The organism is Minwuia sp. IMCC3009 (genome assembly GCF_029909415.1).
Lineage (GTDB): Bacteria > Pseudomonadota > Alphaproteobacteria > Minwuiales > Minwuiaceae > Minwuia.
In genome coordinates this window covers 4076919-4095452 of the sequence record NZ_CP123781.1, presented here as the reverse complement: position 1 = coordinate 4095452, position 18534 = coordinate 4076919, and the positions used below count along the sequence as shown (strand labels likewise).

Below are 18534 nucleotides of genomic sequence, written 5' to 3'. Positions count from 1 at the left end.
GATGGCCGGGGAGCAGTTTGTCGATGGCACCGGCTTCGCAGCCAGCGGCTATGACGTCGTCGCCTACCGCAGCCTCACCCAGGCACCGGTGGGTGGCAAGCAGCCGGCCCCCGTGCCCGGCAAGGCGTCCATCACCGCCGAATACAATGGCGCGACCTGGGCCTTCGCCAGCGAGGCGAACCGGGACACCTTCCTCGCTGACCCGGCGAAATATGCACCCGCCTACGATGGTCACTGCGCCTATGGCATCGCCCAGGGCGGCAAGGTGCCGGCGAACCCGGAGCTCTGGCGCATTGTCGACGGCAAGCTCTACCTCAACATCACCCCCACCGTGGTCGGTTTCTGGGAGGCCGACATTCAGGGCAACCTCAAGCAGTCGGAAGTGAACTGGGCCAGCCTGGAGAAGAAGCATTCGCCCGACGGCCCGGTGCCCCAGTTCGACGCCAGCCACGCGCCGGTGAACTGAGCCGGCATCCGGCTCACCAGTTACTGTCGTCGGACGGCGGCAGTAGGGGGTTCCGAAGACCCGCGGTACGCGATCACATTCACGCCAGAACAGCGTCTGGGCGATTGGCCCCGGCGAAACGGCGGATAGACTGGATCGCAGCGGGTTGCAGGGGTCCCGCCAACCCAACCGAGTAGATCAGAACCTGAAGGAGAACATCATGAAGAACACATCAATCAAGAGCCTTTCCGTTGCCGCTGCCCTGATGGGTGCCGTTGGCATGGCCGCTGCCCTGGCCCCGGTCGACGCCGTCGCCGCCGACAAGGTGAAGTGCTACGGCATTTCCAAGGCTGGCCAGAACGATTGCGCCAACAAGGCAGGCACCCACTCCTGCGCCGGCCAGTCGACGGTCGACTATGACGGCGGCGAGTGGAAGCTGGCGACGGCTGCCGAATGCGAGGCGAAGGGTGGTCAGCAGACCGCCTTTGATGGCGTCAACGAGAAAGCCAAGGGCTGATCCGCGTCATCTTCGGAACCGGGGCGCTGGTCCAGCCAGCGCCCCGACCCCGAGTGCCGGGCATGCATTGCAATGAAAGGGACCAACACCAGTTTGCCGCCGACGGCCGGGTTCGGATTGCGCCATCCACATGTGCTGGATGTCATCAGCCGACCGCCCGCGATCGACTGGGTCGAGGTTCATACCGAGAACTACATGGTGCCGGGCGGGCCGCGCCTGCGCCAGCTTGACGCGATCCGGGAAAGGTTCGACCTCAGTTTCCACGGTGTCGGGCTTTCGCTGGGATCGGTTGACGAGCCGGATCGGGAACATCTCACCCGCATCCGTGACCTGGTGCGGCGCTATCGACCGGCCGCCCTGTCCGACCACATTGCCTGGGTCCGTGCCCCGGCACAGGTGGGCGGCGCCAGCCTGAACGACCTGCTGCCCCTGCCCTGCACGGAGGAGGCGGTCAATGTCCTTGCCCGCAACATCGGCATCTTCCAGGACGCGACCGGCTGTCAGGTCATGGTCGAGAATCCGTCCATGTACGCCGCATTCGCCGGGGCGGAGCTGGATCATGCGGACTTTGTCAAAGAGACCGTGCGACGCGCCGGATGCGGGCTGCTGCTGGACGTGAACAACATCCATGTCAGCGCCCACAACCTCGGCTTCGACGCCGCGGACTACCTCGCCCGGATGCCCTTCGACGCGGTGGGGGAGATCCATCTGGCCGGACATGCGGAACGGGCCGACGCCGGGGGCACCCTGCTGATCGACGATCACGGCAGCCAGGTCCGTGACAGCGTCTGGACCCTCTACGATCAGGCGATCGCGGCCACAGGTGCCGTTCCGACGCTTGTCGAATGGGATACCGAGATTCCCGAACTGGAGGTGCTGCTGGCAGAGGTCCGGACCGCACAGTCCCGGCTGGATGCGCTGCCAACGGGCGCGGGGACCGCATCATGAGCACCCTGCTGGAAATCCAGAGCCGCTTCGCCGCAGGCGTGTTCCAGGGATCGGACGGGATCCTGTCCGATCTGGAGGACGATGGCCGTCAGGCGGCGCGGTTCGAGGTCTATCGCAACAATACCCATGCATCGATCCTCGAAGTGCTGGCCGACGCGTTTCCCACCATACGGACGCTGTTGGGGGAAGGCCTGTTCACCCGCCTGGTAACGGCCTTCATCCGTCACGCGCCCTCGCGGGCCAACCACCTGCTCGACTATGGCGCGGAGCTGCCTGACTTCATCGCCCTGTCGGAGCCCCTGGCCGACCGGCCCTGGCTGGTGGACATCGCCCGGCTCGACTGGGCCCGCAATGCGGCCTATGGCGCAGGGGAAGCCGCGCCGATGGGCGCAGATGCACTGCAGGGGCTGGCGGCGGACGTGCTGCTGGCGCTGCGACCGGCGCTTGTCCCCTCCGCGACGCTGCTGCACTCCGACTGGCCGATCCACGCGATCTGGATGAATGCCGACGCGATGGCGGAGAGCAGCATCGCCCCCCGGTCGGAAGCGGTGCTGGTCGCCCGACCGGCAATGCAGGTGCAGACCAGCCTGCTGCATCCGGCAGAACACGCCCTGCTGCGAACCCTGCAGGACGGTGGAACACTCGGCGAGGCGGCTGTCGCGGCCCAGCAGACCGACCCCGGCTTCGATCTGATGACGGCCTTCGCCGGACACCTGTCTGCCGGCAACTTCACCCACCGACGCAACGAAGAAACCGAAGAAGAATAAAGGGAACCCCACCATGGCCAACACGCAAGACACCACGCCCGGCGGCATCGCCGGTCTCGTCGCCGCTGTCACCCGTCCGCTGGACACCTGGGGCGGTCCCGCCGCCGTGCTGTTCCTGCGCATCGTGATCTTCCTGACCTTCTGGCGGGCCGGCATGACCAAGCTGGACGACTGGGACAACACGCTGCTGCTGTTCGAATATGAATACATGGTGCCGATCCTGCCGGTCGCCGTTGCGGCGTTCCTCGGCACCTTCTTCGAGCTGGTGATGTCGGCACTGATCCTGGTCGGCGCCTTCACCCGGCTGGCTGCCATCCCGCTGCTGGTGATGTCGCTGGTCATCCAGTTCGTGCTCGGCGCCCGCGCCGCCGCCTATGACAATTTCGAGCATTTCTTCTGGATGGCGATCCTCTGCTACCTGATTGCCCGCGGTGCCGGTGCCCTGTCGCTGGATCACCTGGCGGCGAAGCGTTTCGGCCTGAAATAGCCACGCCCTGGACGGGAGGCCGATTACATCCGGGCAGCAAACGGTCTACCCTTCCCCGGCGCGGCGGATGCCGCATGATCCGGGGAGGGACCAGCCATGAAATTCGGACTGCGCTATTGCAACACCGGCCCCTATGTCGATCCGGACCCCGCGCTGGAGCTGCTGCAGGCCGCTGAGGAAGCCGGGTTCGACAGTGCCTGGACAGTGGAACATACGGTCGTGCCTGCGGGCTACGGTTCCGCCTATCCCTATGCGCAGAACGGCAAGATGGCCGGCGGGGTGGAGGATCTGCCCCTGCCCGATCCGCTGATCTGGATGGCCTATGTCGCCGCCGGGACCAGCCGGATCAGGCTGGGCACCGGCATCCTGATCCTGCCGCAGCACAGTCCGGTGCATGTCGCGAAACAGGTGGCCACGCTGGACCATCTCTGCGGCGGACGGACCCTGCTGGGCATCGGCGTCGGCTGGCTGGCGGAGGAGTTCGCGGCGCTGGGACAGCCGTTCGGGACACGCGGGCCGCGCACCGATGAATGCGTCGCCGCCCTGCGGGCACTCTGGGGCGAACAGCCGGCCTCTTTTCAGGGTGAGCATGTCAGCTTCGCGCCGATGTACTGCGTGCCCCGGCCTGTCGCTGGCGCGGTGCCGATCATTGTCGGCGGCCATTCGAAGGCCGCGGCGCGACGCGCAGGACGGCTGGGGGATGGTTTCTTTCCGGCACGGGAAGCCCCGCAGGACCTGATCCAGCTCGCCCGCGACACGGCGGAGCAGAACGGGCGCAACCCGGCGGCGCTGGAGATCACCGTCAGCATGCCGGAAGACCGTGCGCTGCTGGAGGACTATGCCCGGATGGGTATCGACCGGGTTCTCGTCCCCGTCTCCGACATGGCCGGCCTGGCCACTGCCATCCGCACGCCGGAGGAGACCCGGGACTGGAGCGGACTGATCAGCCAGTACGCCTGACACAGCGCCATGGCGATCAGGGGTCCGGCGCCACCACCTCGATCATCGTGCTGGCCGAGGTATGCACATTGTAGTCGGAGATCCAGACAACGCGGACCTCGCCGCTCTCGACGGCCTTCACCCGAAAGCTGAGATAGGGGTTGGAGGAAACGGAGCTGAACCACTCGGCCCGAAACACCAGGCGGTCGTTGTAGAAGGCCTTCACCTCCTGAAGGATATGGCGGGGAATGACGACGATGTTGTCGGTGGAGAAACGGACACCGGACTCCATCGGATGCCGTGCCAGCGTCCTGACCTCGAAAACCTCCCCCCGCTTTACCGAACGGGGGACATGGATACGGCGAAGCGGTGCGGCCATGGTTCAGCCGCCGCAGGCGCCGAGCAGAACCTCGACGTTCTGCCGTGCCGTTGCCGCGCGCCCGTCCACCATCTCCGCCACCAGCACCACATCAGAGGTCTGCAGCATGCGGAACCGCATCTCGGTCAGGGCGCTGCCATTCCAGGGGCCGTAGTGATAGCGCGCCACCTCCGGAAACGGATTGCCGAGCACGAAGACATGAACGGTCTTCGGCCAGTCGTTGCCTTCGAAGCTGCAGCGGATATCAAAGGTCAGCGGAATCGAATCACCATTCTCCGCCAGCACCGGCAGCTTCAGATCGATCAGGTCAGGCTCGGGCGTGCGGCCGCGCAGGACGATGTCCACCAGCACCTCCGCATCGGCCACGTCCGGCTGGACGGGGAAGGTCCGGCGGAACATCGACACGCGATTGCGGATCCCCTCCGCCCAGGCGGGCAGCACGGGCAGGCCCAGAAGGGCCAGAGCGCCCGTGACGACACCCCGTCGGGAAACGCCACGCGTGCTGGGTGAGTGTTGGTTCATTCCTGGGCCTGGTCCTGTTTCAGCGTCAGCAGGTAGGCTATCACGTCCTCCACCTCCATTGCGCTCAACAGCGGTTGACCGACCCGATCACGACGCACCCCGGTCAGGCCCGCCACCCGGTGAAACGGTGGCATCACGGTCTCTTCATTGATGCGGGTGGCGTCCACGACCTGCAGCCTCAGTTCCGCTTCGCTCAGGCGTCCCGCCACGCCATGCAGCGGCGGACCGATGTCACCGTGAAACGCCTGTTCCGGAATCGGCGCGGCGTGGCAGGCGAGGCAGTTGCCCTGCCGTCCGGCCACGATCACGCGGCCACGCGCGGCATCACCCGCCCGACCGCAAAGCGGCCTGTCGATGCCGCCTTCGCGTACGACAAACTGCGCGACCAGGTCGGAACATTGCTGCGCACGGGCCGGAACCAGGGTGCAGCAGGCCCCAATGACCGCCAGCAGAAGAGCCGCAACATGATTTGACAGGATGACGCACTCCGCACAGTATTTCCGCATCGGGGAAGGGGATGATGACGCACAAGAGGTCGTCAGGCCAACCCGCACAAATGACAAGAAGCAAGAAAGCGTCGCATCAGACGACGTTGCAACACTCTGGGAGGATACATGGCAACCCTCAAGATCAACGGGGCAACCAAGACGGTTGATGTCCCTGCGGATACCCCTCTGCTCTGGGTAATTCGCGAGCATCTTCGGATGACGGGCACCAAGTTCGGCTGCGGCAAGGGACTTTGCGGCGCCTGCACGGTGCATATTGACGGCGTTGCAACACGTACCTGCATCACGCCGGTCGATGCGGCGGAAGGCGTCGAGATCACCACGATCGAAGGACTGGGCGGCGACCATCCGGTGCAGAAGGCATGGATTGCCGAACAGGCACCGCAGTGCGGCTATTGCCAGTCCGGCCAGATCATGACCGCCGCGGCGTTCCTGTCGGAGAATCCGAATCCGTCTGACGACGAAATTGTCGGTGCGATGACCGGCAATCTCTGCCGTTGCATGGCCTACAAGCGCATCAAGGCTGCCGTCGCACGCGCAGCCAGTGACATGCAGAAAGGCTGAGGAGGCAGATCATGACAAGGATTGAAAAGATCGGCCGCACCGGGAGCAAGAGCGTGAGCGATGTTTCGCGACGCGGTTTCCTGGTCGGATCCCTGGCCGTCGGCACCCTGACCATGGGCTACGGGCTGCTGCCCGCCGTGGGTGGTCTGGCGGAGGCCAAGGCTGCAGGCAACTTCGCGCCCAACATCTGGTTCACGATGGACGAGGCCGGCAAGGTCGTCGTCAACATCACCAAGGCCGAGATGGGCCAGCATGTCGGCACCCCGCTGTCGCAGGCCCTTGCCGAGGAGTTGGAAGTGCCTTGGGAGGATGTCTCCATCGCCTATGTCTCGACCGCGCCGGAATACGGCCTGTTCGTGACCGGTGGTTCCTGGTCGGTGAACTGGACCTTCGACCAGATGTCCCGTGCCGGTGCCGCCGGCCGCATCGCGCTGATGGAAGCCGCCGTGAAGCACTGGGGCGTTGCCCTGTCGGAGCTGCAGGCGGAACAGGGCATGGTCAGCCATGCCAAGTCCGGCCGCAAGATCTCCTACGGCGATCTGGTGAAGGCCGGGGCAACCGCCCGCGCCTTCTCGGAAGACGAGCTGAAGGCGATCACGCTGAAGGATCCGTCGAAGCGGCGCTATGTCGGCAAGCCGATGCCCGCACTGGACATTCCGGCCAAGACCGACGGCACGGCGACCTTCGGCCTCGACGTCTTCGTCGATGGCATGGTCTACGCCACGCCGAAGGTGCCGCCGGTCCGCTATGGCGCCAAGGTGACGGCAGTCGATGAATCCGCCGCGAAGCAGGTGCCGGGCTATCAGGGCCACGTGGTGATCAATGATGTCACCGGCACCACCACCGGCTGGGTCTCGGTGCTGGCGGATTCCTATCCGCAGGCAATCAAGGCCCGTGACGCGCTGAAGGTGACCTATGACATCGGTCCGAACGCCAAGGTGTCCTCCGCAGATATCCTGGCCGATGCGGAGAAGCTGCAGTCCTCCGGTGAGGGCGCGCAGCTGTTCGTGAAGGACGGTGATTCGGTTACCGCCATCAAGGGGGCGAAGGCAACGCATGAGGCGGTCTACACGACGCAGCTGAACGTGCATGCCCCGCTGGAGCCGATGAACGCGGTCGTGGAAGTGAAGGACGACGTCTATCACATCCATACCGGCAACCAGTTCCAGACCCTCGCGGTGGGCCTGGTACCGGCGGCGCTGGAGCTGGACCCGAGCCAGGTGGTGGTTCACCAGTATCATCTGGGCGGCGGTTTCGGCCGCAGGCTTGAATCCGACTACATCCTGGTCGCGGCGCTGACCGCGAAGGGCGCGGGCAAGCCGGTGAAGCTGATCTACAGCCGCGAAGCCGACACCCTGATGGACTTCACCCGCACGATCACGCACCAGAAGCTGACCGGTGGCGGTGACGGATCCAAGCTGGTCGGGCTGGAGCAGCAGGTGGTCTCCGCCTGGGCGACGGCACGGCAGGCCCCGGCCTTCCTGGCCGATTCGGTGGACAAGCAGGGCAAGGTCGATCCGTTCTCGATCAATGGCTCCGACCACTGGTACTCGATCCCGAACCAGACCGTGCGCACCATCAAGTCGGAACTGGCACAGTCGGCAACGCCGTCCGGCCAGCTTCGGTCGGTGGCACCGGGCTGGACCTTCTGGGCGGTGGAATGCTTCATCGACGAGATGGCGCACAAGATGGGCGTCGATCCGCTGAAGATGCGTCTCGCCATGCTGGACGCGACCGGCAAGAACGCCGGTTCCGCCCCGATGGCCGTCGGCGGTGCGAACCGCCTGGCCAACGTGCTGCAGATGGCGGCGGACAAGGCCGGCTACGGCAAGAAGATGGCGGCCAACACCGGCATCGGCATTGCCTGCGTCTCCGCCCAGGAACGGGCAACCCCGACATGGACGGCCTGCGCCTCCCAGGTGCACGTCGATCCGAAGACCGGTGAGTTCAAGGTCGAGAAGATGACCCTGGTCATCGACGTCGGTACCGCGGTGAACCCCGATGGTGTCCGTGCGCAGGTCGAGGGCGGTGCCCTCTGGGGTCTCAGCCTCGCGACCAAGGAGTTCGCGACCATGGAGAATGGCGCGATCCAGCAGGACAACTTCGACACCTACACGCCGGTCCGCATGGAAGACATGCCGGACATCGACGTGACCGTGGTGTCGCCGGGTCACTATCCGGTGGGTGCGGGCGAACCCGGCGTGACCGTGGTCGCACCGACCATCGCCAACGGCATCTTCGCCGCCTCCGGCGCCCGCGTCCGCGACCTGCCGATCACGGCAGCCGCGGTCAAGGCCGCCATGGGCTGACGATCGAAGCACTGAACATCAGGCCCCTCTCCGGGGCCTGAACCGGAACGGCGTCGGCGGGAAACCACCGGCGCCGTTTCCGTTTGTGGCCGGCCTGTGCGAAAAGGGGAGCAGACTTCAAGGGGAGGACGATTGATGAAACTGCGCCAGATCGCGTTTGCTGCGGAAAAGCTGGAACCGGCGGAAGAGGTTCTGCTGGATGTACTGGGACTGGAGGTCGGGTTTCGCGATCCCGGTGTCGGCCACTTCGGGCTGCACAATGGTGTCATCCCGGTGGGCGACAACTTCCTGGAGATCGTGGCGCCGGAGCCCGGGCAGACCGACACGGCGGCGGGGCGCTTCATGGCCCGGCGCGGCGGCGACGCCGGTTACATGGTGCTGCTGCATGCCGCCGATGCGGCCCCGACACGGGCGCGGGCGGAGAAGCTGGGCATTCGCGCCGTCTGGAACAGTGACGACGATGGCGCGGTCGCGACCCATTTCCACCCGGTTGATCTGGGCGGGGTCATCCTGTCGGTCGATTCCTTCGCCGAGTCGCCGGACCCGTCGGAGGAATGGAGCTACTGGCGCTGGGGCGGGCCGGACTGGCTCAGCCATGTGCGCGCGGGCCTGACCGAGGCCATGGTCGGCATGGAACTGGTCAATCCCGATCCTGCACGGCAGGCATCGACCTGGTCATCGCTGCTGGACATTCCCTGCCTGGCGGTCGAGGGCGGCTTCGACATGCCGCTGCCCGACGGGGGCATCATCCGTTTCCGCGCCACGGGCGCGGACGAACTGCCCGGAATCTCGGCCATCGATTTCCGCATGGCGGACAAGGCCGAGTCCCTCAGCCGTGCAAAGGCGCGTGGCCTGCCAAACGATGCCGACGGCTTCACCATGATGCAGGTGCGCTGTAACCTGATCCAGTAATTCGGGTTTGGTCTGTTCCATCCCTCTCCCCCACCCGGCCACCCACGTGAGTATCCTTGTTGGGTGGCCGGGTGGGGGAGAGGGATGGAACAGGCAGCAAACGAGCCACACTTCCGGGGAGGAATGAGGAAATGACCGATCACCTGTTGGTCGAGGAAAGGGATGGCGTTGCCGTCCTGACAATGAACCGGCCGGACCGGCTGAACGCGCTGAGCGGGGAAATGCTTGAGGCGCTGGTGGAGAACTGCCAGCGGCTGTCCATGGACCGCTCCATCGGCTGCGTCGTGATCACGGGCGCGGGCCGCGGCTTCTGCGCCGGGGGCGACGTGAAGTCGATGGCCGAAGGGCGGGAGTTCGCCGACAACACGCTGGAGGCCAAGGTGCTGAAGCTGCGCGGCGGCATGGAGGTTTCCCGCCTGCTGCACGAGATGGCGAAGCCGACAATTGCAATGGTGCGTGGTCCGGTCGCCGGGGCGGGCATGTCCATCGCCCTGTCATGCGACATGCGGGTGGCCTCCGACACGCTGAAGTTCACCACCGCGTTCGCCAACGTGGGCTATTCGGGTGACTTCGGCGGCAGCTATTTCCTCACCCATCTGGTCGGCACTGCCAAGGCCCGGGAGCTTTACTATACCGCCGACAAGCTGAACGCTGCAGAGGCGCACGCGCTGGGCATCGTCAACCGCGTTGTCGCCGACGCCGACCTGGAGGCGGAGACCATGGCGCTGGCGCAGAAGATCGCCAACGGGCCGAAGATCGCCCTGTCCTACATGAAGCGCAACATGAACGCGGCCATGACCGAGTCCCTGGCCCGCTGCTTCGACATGGAGGCGATGCACCACACCCGCAGCGGCGAGACCGAGGACCACAAGGAGGCCGCGAAGGCCTTCGTCGAGAAACGCACACCGACATTCAGGGGGGTCTGAGCCATGATTCCACGCACGATCTTCAATGAAGACCATCAGATTTTCCGCGATTCCTGCCGCCGTTTCATGGAGACGGAGGTGGAGCCCCACCATCGCCAGTGGGAGAAGGACGGCCAGGTCTCCCGCGAGGTCTGGCTGAAGGCGGGCGAGGCCGGCCTGCTCTGCTGTGACATTCCCGAGGAAATGGGCGGCATCGGCGCCGACTTCATGTTCTCCGCCATCGTGCTGGAGGAACTGGCCAGGGTCGGTGCAACGGGGCCGAACTTCCCGCTGCATTCCGACATCATCGCCCCCTACATCCGCCACTATGGATCGGCGGAACAGCAGAAGAAGTGGCTGCCGAAGATGACCACAGGGGAAGTCATCGGCGCCATCGCCATGACGGAACCCGGTGCCGGATCGGACCTGCAGGGCATCCGCACCACCGCGAAACGCGAAGGCGACGAGTACGTCATCAACGGCTCCAAGATCTACATCTCCAACGGCCAGCTCGCCGACCTGGTGGTGGTGGCCTGCAAGACCGACCCGAACGAGGGCTGGCGCGGCATCAGCCTGATCCTGGTGGAGGGTGATCGCGCAGGCTTCGAGCGCGGGCGCAATCTCGAGAAGATCGGCATGCACGCGCAGGACACGTCGGAGCTGTTCTTCAGCGACGTGCGGGTACCGGTGTCCAACCTGCTGGGACCGGATGAGGGCAAGGGCTTCATCCAGCTGGTCAGCCAGTTGCCGCAGGAACGGCTGATCCAGGCGGTCAAGGGCGCGGAGACCGTGCAGTCGGCCATCGACTGGACCGTGACCTATACCAAGGACCGTCAGGCCTTCGGACGCAGCATCGCGCAGTTCCAGAACACCCAGTTCAAGCTGGCGGAGCTGCAGTCGCATGCAACCATGCTGCGGGTCTTCGTCGATCGCTGCCTGGAACAGCACCTGAAGGGGGAACTGAGCGAGATCGATGCCGCGATGGCAAAGATGAACGCCACCGACATGCAGTGCAGGGTGCTGGACGAATGCCTGCAACTCCACGGCGGCGCGGGCTACATGTGGGAATATCCCATCGCCAGGGCCTGGGCCGACAGCCGCATGTCACGCATCGCAGGCGGCAGCGCGGAGATCATGAAGCAGATCATTGCACGCGACATGATGGGCCGGAACTGACAGGATCGCACCGGCCTGCCCGCACCTCCGGTCCGACATTGCAGTTCGGCTTCCGAAGGGCGACATGCAGGCAGGTCGGTGCCGTTTCCCGAACGCCGGAACGGACATGGGCCACATCCAAGTTCTTGAACCATTCCGGGAATCCATGACGTGAAGATCTTTACCTGTGGCAGTTGCAGTGCGGCTGTCTACTTCGAGAACACGACATGCATGTCCTGCGGCGCGGACCTCGGGTTCGTGCCGGATACGTCACAGATGGTGGCCCTGGATGCGGACGGCAGCGCGACACTGGTCGGCGGCGGCACATCGACCCGCTACGTCAAGTGCAGCCACCACGCCCAGGACAATGGCTGCAACTGGATGATCCGGGACGGTGACGCGGATCCCTTCTGCGTGTCGTGCAGGCTCAACAACACCATCCCGGACCTGGATGTGCCCGGCCACCGCGAACTCTGGCACCGGCTGGAAGCGGAGAAGCGGCGGCTGGTCTTCACCTGCATGCGACTGGGGCTGGATGTCAGTCCGAAGTCGGTGCGCGCGGATGGGCTGGCCTTCGACTTCCTGGCTGACGAGGACCCGACCTTCAGCGAACGCGGCCGGGTACTGACCGGCCATGATGCCGGACTGATCACCATCAACATCGCGGAGGCCGATCCGGCGGCGCGGATCCGCATGCGCGAGCAGATGGCCGAGCCCTATCGCACAATCCTGGGCCACTTCCGCCACGAGTCCGGGCATTTCTACTGGGATCGCCTGATCGCGCCGACCGCATGGCTGGAGCCGTGCCGCCAGCTCTTCGGGGATGAACGGCAGGACTATGGCGAGGCGCTGGAGACGCATTACCAGAACGGCCCGCGCAGCGACTGGCGCGACCACTACATCAGCGCCTATGCCGCCAGTCACCCGTGGGAGGACTGGGCCGAGAGCTGGAGCCATTACCTGCTGATCATCGACACGCTCAACACGGCCTGGAACTTCGGGCTGCAGACCGATCCGCTGCAGGTCCGGGCCGACGGGGTGGAGATCGCTCAGCGATCCAACCCCTATGACGAGACCGATTTCGAGCGTCTGATGTCGCAATGGATGCCGCTGACCGTGGCGATGAACAGCCTCAATCGCAGTGTCGGCCAGGAGGATGCCTATCCCTTCGCGCTCGCCGCGCCGGTGGTCGAGAAGCTGGGCTTCGTGCACCGGGTGGTGCGGGGCCTGCCGCTCTGAGCGGGACGGTCGCAGAACCCCCTGCCGACAATGGCATGGGCTGGGCGATCCGGCTGTCGCTGTTCTATGCCGCGATCTTTGCCGTGGCCGGGGTGCTGATGCCCTGGTGGCCGGCCTGGCTGAGCGCGCGCGGGCTGAGTGCGGACGAGATCGGCATCGTGCTGGCCGCCGGATTCTGGATCAAGCCGCTGACCAGCCCGCTCGGCACCCGCTGGGCCGACAGTCTGGGGCTGCGGCGACGCCCGCTGGTGCTGCTGCTGGTGGGCACCACCATCGGCTATGCGCTGTTCCACTTCGCCGACGGGTTCTGGATGTTCCTGGGCTTCACGATCCTGGCGCAGGCCATCTATGCCCCGGTGCTGCCGCTGGGTGACAACCTGACCATGACCGCGGCGGCGCAGAAGGATCTGGACTACGGACGGATGCGCCTCTGGGGCTCGGTCAGCTTCATCGGCGCGGTCTATGGCGCGGGCTGGCTGCTGGAGGGGGGGAACCCGGACATCACGCACTGGCTGGTGGTGGGCGGTCTGGCGCTGACCACCATCGTGGCCCTGTTCGTGCCCGATATCCGCTTTCCGGTCGCGAAGGACCGCAAGAGAGGCGCCCTGCGCCTGCTCGCCCACCCGGTCTACCGGCTGTTCCTGCTGGCGGTCGGCCTGAATGCGGCGGCCCATGCGGTGCTCTATGGCTTCGGCACGCTCGACTGGCAGGCGCGGGGTCTCAGCGATGTGGAGATTGGTCTGCTCTGGGCCGAGGGCGTGGTGGCGGAGATCATCCTGTTCGCCTTCGCCCGGCAGGTGATTGCCCGCATCGGCCCGATGATCCTGATGATCGTCGGCTGTGCCGCCGGCATCCTGCGCTGGTCCGTGGTCGGCTTCGTCGACACCTTCACCGCGCTGGCCCTGCTGCAGGTGCTGCACGGCCTCACCTTCGGCGCGACCCACCTGGGGGCCATGCACTTCATCCAGCGCGCCGCGCCACCCGACATGTCGGCCAGCGCCCAGGGGCTGTTCGCCGCCTTCGGCATGGGCATCTTCATGGGCCTCGGCGCCCTGCTCGCGGGCCGTCTCTACGGCGACTTCGGCGCACACGCCTATGTCGCGATGGCGGGCCTGTCGGTCGGCGCGACAGTGGCGGCACTGCTGCTGAATCGCCGGTTCGACGGCAAGTATCTGGCGCTGTAGCGCGAACAGTCTTTGACGCTCCTGACAGCCTGAGCTAACTCATTGGTACGAGTTTCTTGCCGTGGCCTGTTCCATCCCTCTCCCCCTCCCGGCCACCCATTAGGGATACTCCCGTGGGTGGCCGGGAGGGGGAGAGGGATGGAACAGGCTGTCGCACGGACACACAAACATTCCGATTGGGGAGGAGAGAGCCATGTCATCACCTGTGGTGCTTGAGAAACGCGGCGCGGTTGGCGTCATTCTGGTGCAGAACCCGCCTGTGAATGCGCTCAGCCAGGCTGTGCGGCAGGGGCTGCGGGACCGGCTGGCGGAGGCGCTGGCCGACGACAGCATCACGGCGGTGGTGCTGGCCGGTGACGGGCGCACCTTCATCGCCGGTGCCGACATCCGCGAATTCGGCAAGCCCATGACGGCCCCGGGTCTGAACGAGGTCATCCAGGACTACGAGAACGCGACCAAGCCGGTTGTTGCCGCGATCCATGGCACGGCGCTGGGCGGTGGTCTGGAGACGGCTTTCGCGGCGCATTACCGCGTTGCCGTGGCCAAGGGCTTCGTCGGCCTGCCGGAAGTGAAGCTGGGCCTGCTGCCGGGTGCCGGTGGCACGCAGCGGCTGCCGCGCGTGGCCGGTGTCGAGACGGCACTGAAGATGATCACCTCCGGCGACATGCTGCCCGCGCCGCTGGCCCAGAAGGCCGGTATCGTCGATGCCATTGTCGATGAGCTGATTCCGGGGGCCTGCGCCTTCGCCGAGAAGCTGGTGGCCGACGGCGCGCCGCTGAAGGTGATCTCGCGCAGCCGCGGCAAGCTGGACGAAGCCGACAAGGGCATCTTCGACAAGTTCCGCGCCGACCTGGCGAAGAAGGCGCGCGGCGTGCTGGCACCGCAGAACTGCATCGCCGCGGTCGAGGCATCCGTCACGTCGGACAGCTTCGAGGCCGGTCTGAAGCGCGAGGGCGAGCTGTTCATGGAACTGATGCAGAGCCCGCAGCGGGCGGCCCAGATCCATGCCTTCTTCGGCGAGCGCGAAGTGGCGAAGATCCCCGACATCCCGAAGGGCACACCGACCCGCGAGATCAACAGCTGCGCCATCCTGGGCTGCGGCACCATGGGCGGCGGCATCGCCATGAACTTCCTGAATGCCGGCATTCCGGTGACCATCCTGGAACTGGAGCAGGCGGCACTGGACCGTGGCATCGGCATCATCCGCCGCAACTACGAGAACAGCGCCAAGCGTGGCCGCTTCACGATGGAAGAGGTCGAGAAGCGCATGGGTCTGCTGACACCGACCACGTCCTATGACGACATCGGCCAGGCGGACATCGTCATCGAGGCGGTGTTCGAGGACATGGAGATCAAGAAGCAGGTCTTCGCCAAGCTGGACGCGGTCATGAAGCCGGGCGCGATCCTGGCGTCGAACACCTCCACCCTGGACATCGACGAGATCGCCTCCGTCACCAAGCGGCCGGAAGACGTCATCGGCACCCATTTCTTCAGCCCGGCCAACGTCATGAAGCTGCTGGAGAACGTGCGCGGCGCCAAGTCCAGCCCGAACACGATCCAGACCGTGATGGACCTGGGCAAGCGCATCGGCAAGATCTGCGTGCTCGCGGGCAACTGCCACGGCTTCATCGGCAACCGGATGCTGCATCCCTATGGCCGACAGGCGAGCTTCCTGGTGGAAGAAGGCGCCCAGCCGGAGGATGTGGATCGCGTGCTCTATGACTTCGGTCTCGCCATGGGGCCGTTCGCCATGGGCGATCTGGCCGGTCTGGACGTCGGCTATCGCGTGCGCCAGCACCAGTTGAAGACCTGGCCGCAGGGCCGCCGCTATTCCTCGCTGGCCGACAAGGTCGTGGAACTGGGCCGTCACGGTCAGAAGACCGGCGCGGGCTGGTACCGCTACGAGGAAGGCAGCCGTGTGCCGCTGCCCGATCCCGTGGTGAAGGAGCTGATCGAGAAGAACTCGGCGGAGGCCGGGATCAAGCGGCGCGAGATCTCGGATGACGAGATCCTGGAACGCTGCATGTACGCGCTGGTGAACGAGGGCGCGAAGATCCTGGAGGAAGGCATCGCCATCCGCTCCGTCGACATCGACATCACCTACATGAACGGCTACGGCTTCCCGAAACACCGGGGCGGGCCGATGCACTACGCCGATTACGTGGGCCTCGACAAGGTGCTGGAGCGGATCCGCCACTACTACGAACAGTCGGGCGAGGATGACTGGAAGCCTGCGGCACTGATCGAGAAGCTGGTCGCCGAGGGCAAGAGCTTCGCCGACTTCCAGCGCTGATGCGCTGAACCGGGGAAAGGGCCGCCATGCCGGGTGCAGGAGTGCTCTGCATGGTGGACCATCCTGCCGCCGCGCCTGTCGCGGCACCTGACCACTGCCTGCCAGTCCGGATTACCGGCGTGCGGTTTGCCCGCGCCCGCGTCCGCCCTATCATCGGGTGACCGCTGCCGGTTCGGGCAGCCACGAACGGGAAAAGCTCATGACACTCAAGGTCGCCGTCCAGATGGACTCGATTGCCGGGATCGACATCAAGGGGGATTCCACCTTCGCGCTGATGCTGGAGGCACAGGCGCGCGGCCACGAACTGAGCTGGTACCTGCCCGACGAGCTGGCCTGGCAGGACGGCAAGGTCATGGCCCGGCTGCGCGACGTCACCGTGCAGCGGGAAGTCGGCAACCATTTCAGCCAGGGTGAGGACCGCATCATCGACCTGTCGGAGGTCGATGTGGTGCTGCTGCGCCAGGACCCGCCCTACGACATGGCCTATCTGACGACGACCTACCTGCTGGAACGCATCCATCCGAAGACACTGGTGGTGAATGACCCGATGGAGGTGCGCAACGCGCCGGAGAAGCTGTTCGTCACCAACTTCGTCGATCTGATGCCGCCGACGCTGATCACCCGCAACACGGACATGATCCGGGCCTTCCAGGCCGAGCATCAGGACATCATCATCAAGCCGCTCTACGGCAATGGCGGCGCCGGGGTGTTCCACCTACGGCCCGGCGACGACAACCTGAGTTCCCTGATGGAAACCTACGCGGTGATGTACCGCGAACCGATCATCGCGCAGAAGTTCCTGCCCGACGTGCGCAAGGGCGACAAGCGCATCATCCTGGTGGACGGGGAACCGGTGGGCGCGATCAACCGCGTCCCGGCAGAGGGCGAGAGCCGGTCCAACATGCATGTCGGCGGACAGGCCGTCCGCTCCACCCTGACCGCGCGGGAGCGGGAGATCTGCGACCGCATCGGCCCGGAGCTGAAGGCGCGCGGCATGATCTTCGTCGGCATCGACGTCATCGGCGACTGGATGACGGAGATCAACGTCACCAGCCCCACCGGCATCCAGGAAATCGACCGCTTCGACGGCTCCAACCTCTCCGGCCTGATCTGGGACGCCATCGAAGCCAAGCGCGCCTGAGTCGGGTCACGTCCCTCCAGCGCCTCAAGCTGGGCTCGCGGATCAAGTCCGCGAGCGTCGTGGGTGGGTCTTGTTGAGATGACCAACTTCCGGCTCCACCTTCCACCACGCCGTGCCCGGGCTTGACCCGGGTACCCATGGTGCCGCGCAGGCGTCGGAGACCAGGCTCGCGGCGGGTCAAGCCCGTGAACGATGACGGGGGCTACCCCTTCAGGAACCCTTGCACCCTCTTCTGCCAGACAGGCAGCACGGCTGTGTTCACCGGGCGCACCGGGGCCTTGCCGTCGAAGATGTCGATCAGTTGCGTCGCGGCGTAGCGGGCCATGCGTTCGCGGCTGTCGCGGGTGACGCCTGCGGTGTGGGGGCTGGTGATGACGTTGTCGAGGGAGAGCAGCGGGTGGTCGGCGGTGGGGGGCTCGGCATCCCAGACGTCGAGACCGGCACCGGCCAGATGACCGGACTTCAGCGCCTGATACAGCGCGTCCTCGTCATGGATGAAGCCGCGCGCGGTGGCAATCAGGCGGGCGCCGGGCTTCATCATGCCGATGGCCGCCGCGTCGAACATCCTCCGGGTCTCGGCGCTCAGCGGGCAATGGATGCTGACCACGTCGGAGCCCGACAGCACCTCCTCGAAGCCGACCTTCCGCGCGTCACGGCGGGCCATCTCATCGGCATCCAGATAGGGGTCGTATGCCAGAACCTCGCAGTCGAAGGCGTGGCGGCAGATGCTGGCCAGCCTGCGCCCGATGTGACCGAGGCCGATGATGCCGACCGTCTTGCCCAACAGGTCCGCGCCCCGGAAATCGGTACGCGCGCCATTCCAGCCCCGGCGCAGGGCGCGGTCCGCCTCCGGCACCCGCTTCATCAGCAGCAGCATCATGCCGAGCGCATGTTCCGCCACCGCCTCCGCATTGCCGCCCGCCTGATTGACCACCAGCACCCCTGCCGCCGTGCAGGCGTCGAGGTCGAAGGTATCGACACCCGAGCCGCCGGAGGACACCACCAGCAGTTCCGGCGCCCGGGCCAGGAAGGCGGCATCGACGCGCAGCGGTTCCGGCACCTCGTCCCGTGCCGGAACGCACTGGAACGCGTGCGCGGAGGCCAGCGTGGCGAAACTCTCGGCAAACGGCGCGTGGCGGTCGATGCGGATCACTTCATGTTCCGGCCGTTCAGCCAGAATGGGCAGGGCATTCTCCGCCGGAAACGCATCGAGATAGACAATCCGCGCCATGAAACGCTCTCCCCAGAATCCTCATCCATGACTGCACGGAAGGCGCGGCGTCGTCCCTGTTCCCCGCCCGGCCACCCATTCAGGATGATCC

At 65.8% G+C, this 18534-nt stretch carries 19 protein-coding genes; 15 read left to right on the top strand and 4 right to left on the bottom strand.

Going from position 1 to position 18534, the window contains the following annotated elements:
* The first annotated feature begins 1 nt into the window (after position 1).
* The 6 genes from QGV55_RS19150 (at position 2) to QGV55_RS19125 (ending at position 4124) form a co-directional block, all read left to right on the top strand.
* A complete protein-coding gene (locus QGV55_RS19150; RefSeq protein ID WP_348637669.1) occupies positions 2–466 on the top strand; it encodes a YHS domain-containing (seleno)protein in 465 nt (154 codons plus the stop codon).
* A gap of 199 nt (positions 467–665) precedes the next feature.
* On the top strand, positions 666–962 hold the full coding sequence (locus QGV55_RS19145; RefSeq protein WP_281019035.1) for a DUF2282 domain-containing protein: 297 nt from the start codon (positions 666–668) through the stop codon (positions 960–962).
* A gap of 72 nt (positions 963–1034) precedes the next feature.
* Positions 1035–1910 (top strand): DUF692 domain-containing protein, encoded by an 876-nt coding sequence (locus QGV55_RS19140; protein ID WP_281019036.1) that lies wholly within the window; start codon positions 1035–1037, stop codon positions 1908–1910.
* Positions 1907–2677, top strand: coding sequence for a DNA-binding domain-containing protein (locus QGV55_RS19135; RefSeq protein ID WP_281019037.1), 771 nt, complete (start codon positions 1907–1909; stop codon positions 2675–2677). The genes QGV55_RS19140 and QGV55_RS19135 overlap by 4 nt, the downstream gene beginning before the upstream one ends.
* Positions 2678–2690: 13 nt before the next feature.
* Complete coding sequence (locus QGV55_RS19130; protein WP_281019038.1) at positions 2691–3164, top strand: DoxX family protein; 474 nt, start codon at positions 2691–2693, stop codon at positions 3162–3164.
* A 96-nt stretch (positions 3165–3260) separates the two neighbouring features.
* Positions 3261–4124 carry an LLM class F420-dependent oxidoreductase gene (locus QGV55_RS19125; protein WP_281019039.1) on the top strand — a complete coding sequence of 288 codons (864 nt, stop codon included), beginning with the start codon at positions 3261–3263 and terminating at the stop codon, positions 4122–4124.
* Between the two features lie 16 nt (positions 4125–4140).
* On the opposite strand, the gene soxZ is transcribed toward QGV55_RS19125, so the two are convergent.
* Genes soxZ through soxX form a run of 3 tightly spaced genes read right to left on the bottom strand, consistent with a single transcriptional unit; the run spans position 4141 to position 5510 of the window.
* Positions 4141–4482 carry a thiosulfate oxidation carrier complex protein SoxZ gene (gene soxZ / locus QGV55_RS19120; RefSeq protein WP_281019040.1) on the bottom strand — a complete coding sequence of 114 codons (342 nt, stop codon included), beginning with the start codon at positions 4480–4482 and terminating at the stop codon, positions 4141–4143.
* A 3-nt stretch (positions 4483–4485) separates the two neighbouring features.
* Positions 4486–5004 (bottom strand): thiosulfate oxidation carrier protein SoxY, encoded by a 519-nt coding sequence (locus QGV55_RS19115; RefSeq protein ID WP_281019041.1) that lies wholly within the window; start codon positions 5002–5004, stop codon positions 4486–4488.
* Positions 5001–5510, bottom strand: a complete 510-nt coding sequence (soxX, locus tag QGV55_RS19110; RefSeq protein ID WP_281019042.1) for a sulfur oxidation c-type cytochrome SoxX — start codon at positions 5508–5510, stop codon at positions 5001–5003. The genes QGV55_RS19115 and soxX overlap by 4 nt, the downstream gene beginning before the upstream one ends.
* Positions 5511–5618: 108 nt before the next feature.
* On the opposite strand from soxX, the gene QGV55_RS19105 reads away from it, so the two are divergent.
* From QGV55_RS19105 to gshB, 9 genes are all read left to right on the top strand, one after another.
* Positions 5619–6074: a (2Fe-2S)-binding protein gene (locus QGV55_RS19105; RefSeq protein ID WP_281019043.1), complete on the top strand. Its 456-nt coding sequence runs from the start codon at positions 5619–5621 to the stop codon at positions 6072–6074.
* An 11-nt stretch (positions 6075–6085) separates the two neighbouring features.
* The gene (locus QGV55_RS19100; protein WP_281019044.1) at positions 6086–8383 is read left to right on the top strand and encodes a molybdopterin cofactor-binding domain-containing protein; all 2298 of its coding nucleotides are present in this window, start codon (positions 6086–6088) and stop codon (positions 8381–8383) included.
* A 135-nt stretch (positions 8384–8518) separates the two neighbouring features.
* A complete protein-coding gene (locus QGV55_RS19095) occupies positions 8519–9295 on the top strand; it encodes a VOC family protein (protein ID WP_281019045.1) in 777 nt (258 codons plus the stop codon).
* Between the two features lie 131 nt (positions 9296–9426).
* Positions 9427–10221 (top strand): enoyl-CoA hydratase, encoded by a 795-nt coding sequence (locus tag QGV55_RS19090; RefSeq protein WP_281019046.1) that lies wholly within the window; start codon positions 9427–9429, stop codon positions 10219–10221.
* A 3-nt stretch (positions 10222–10224) separates the two neighbouring features.
* Positions 10225–11376 carry an acyl-CoA dehydrogenase family protein gene (locus QGV55_RS19085; RefSeq protein ID WP_281019047.1) on the top strand — a complete coding sequence of 384 codons (1152 nt, stop codon included), beginning with the start codon at positions 10225–10227 and terminating at the stop codon, positions 11374–11376.
* A gap of 150 nt (positions 11377–11526) precedes the next feature.
* Complete coding sequence (locus QGV55_RS19080; RefSeq protein ID WP_281019048.1) at positions 11527–12594, top strand: putative zinc-binding metallopeptidase; 1068 nt, start codon at positions 11527–11529, stop codon at positions 12592–12594.
* A gap of 35 nt (positions 12595–12629) precedes the next feature.
* Complete coding sequence (locus QGV55_RS19075; RefSeq protein WP_281019049.1) at positions 12630–13778, top strand: MFS transporter; 1149 nt, start codon at positions 12630–12632, stop codon at positions 13776–13778.
* Between the two features lie 193 nt (positions 13779–13971).
* Positions 13972–16071 (top strand): 3-hydroxyacyl-CoA dehydrogenase NAD-binding domain-containing protein, encoded by a 2100-nt coding sequence (locus tag QGV55_RS19070; protein ID WP_281019050.1) that lies wholly within the window; start codon positions 13972–13974, stop codon positions 16069–16071.
* Positions 16072–16270: 199 nt separating this feature from the next.
* Positions 16271–17212: a glutathione synthase gene (gene gshB / locus QGV55_RS19065; RefSeq protein ID WP_281019052.1), complete on the top strand. Its 942-nt coding sequence runs from the start codon at positions 16271–16273 to the stop codon at positions 17210–17212.
* Between the two features lie 202 nt (positions 17213–17414).
* On the opposite strand, the gene QGV55_RS19060 is transcribed toward gshB, so the two are convergent.
* On the bottom strand, positions 17415–18443 hold the full coding sequence (locus tag QGV55_RS19060) for a hydroxyacid dehydrogenase (protein ID WP_281019053.1): 1029 nt from the start codon (positions 18441–18443) through the stop codon (positions 17415–17417).
* Between the last annotated feature and the right edge of the window lie 91 nt (positions 18444–18534).

What these genes read in the sequence shown, in the direction of transcription:
- QGV55_RS19150 (WP_348637669.1), top strand. Translation starts at nt 2, where the DNA reads ATGGCCGGGGAGCAGTTTGTCGATGGCACCGGCTTCGCAGCCAGCGGC.
- QGV55_RS19145 (WP_281019035.1), top strand. Translation starts at nt 666, where the DNA reads ATGAAGAACACATCAATCAAGAGCCTTTCCGTTGCCGCTGCCCTGATG.
- QGV55_RS19140 (WP_281019036.1), top strand. Translation starts at nt 1,035, where the DNA reads ATGAAAGGGACCAACACCAGTTTGCCGCCGACGGCCGGGTTCGGATTG.
- QGV55_RS19135 (WP_281019037.1), top strand. Translation starts at nt 1,907, where the DNA reads ATGAGCACCCTGCTGGAAATCCAGAGCCGCTTCGCCGCAGGCGTGTTC.
- QGV55_RS19130 (WP_281019038.1), top strand. Translation starts at nt 2,691, where the DNA reads ATGGCCAACACGCAAGACACCACGCCCGGCGGCATCGCCGGTCTCGTC.
- QGV55_RS19125 (WP_281019039.1), top strand. Translation starts at nt 3,261, where the DNA reads ATGAAATTCGGACTGCGCTATTGCAACACCGGCCCCTATGTCGATCCG.
- soxZ (WP_281019040.1), bottom strand. Translation starts at nt 4,482, where the DNA reads ATGGCCGCACCGCTTCGCCGTATCCATGTCCCCCGTTCGGTAAAGCGG.
- QGV55_RS19115 (WP_281019041.1), bottom strand. Translation starts at nt 5,004, where the DNA reads ATGAACCAACACTCACCCAGCACGCGTGGCGTTTCCCGACGGGGTGTC.
- soxX (WP_281019042.1), bottom strand. Translation starts at nt 5,510, where the DNA reads ATGCGGAAATACTGTGCGGAGTGCGTCATCCTGTCAAATCATGTTGCG.
- QGV55_RS19105 (WP_281019043.1), top strand. Translation starts at nt 5,619, where the DNA reads ATGGCAACCCTCAAGATCAACGGGGCAACCAAGACGGTTGATGTCCCT.
- QGV55_RS19100 (WP_281019044.1), top strand. Translation starts at nt 6,086, where the DNA reads ATGACAAGGATTGAAAAGATCGGCCGCACCGGGAGCAAGAGCGTGAGC.
- QGV55_RS19095 (WP_281019045.1), top strand. Translation starts at nt 8,519, where the DNA reads ATGAAACTGCGCCAGATCGCGTTTGCTGCGGAAAAGCTGGAACCGGCG.
- QGV55_RS19090 (WP_281019046.1), top strand. Translation starts at nt 9,427, where the DNA reads ATGACCGATCACCTGTTGGTCGAGGAAAGGGATGGCGTTGCCGTCCTG.
- QGV55_RS19085 (WP_281019047.1), top strand. Translation starts at nt 10,225, where the DNA reads ATGATTCCACGCACGATCTTCAATGAAGACCATCAGATTTTCCGCGAT.
- QGV55_RS19075 (WP_281019049.1), top strand. Translation starts at nt 12,630, where the DNA reads ATGGGCTGGGCGATCCGGCTGTCGCTGTTCTATGCCGCGATCTTTGCC.
- QGV55_RS19070 (WP_281019050.1), top strand. Translation starts at nt 13,972, where the DNA reads ATGTCATCACCTGTGGTGCTTGAGAAACGCGGCGCGGTTGGCGTCATT.
- gshB (WP_281019052.1), top strand. Translation starts at nt 16,271, where the DNA reads ATGACACTCAAGGTCGCCGTCCAGATGGACTCGATTGCCGGGATCGAC.
- QGV55_RS19060 (WP_281019053.1), bottom strand. Translation starts at nt 18,443, where the DNA reads ATGGCGCGGATTGTCTATCTCGATGCGTTTCCGGCGGAGAATGCCCTG.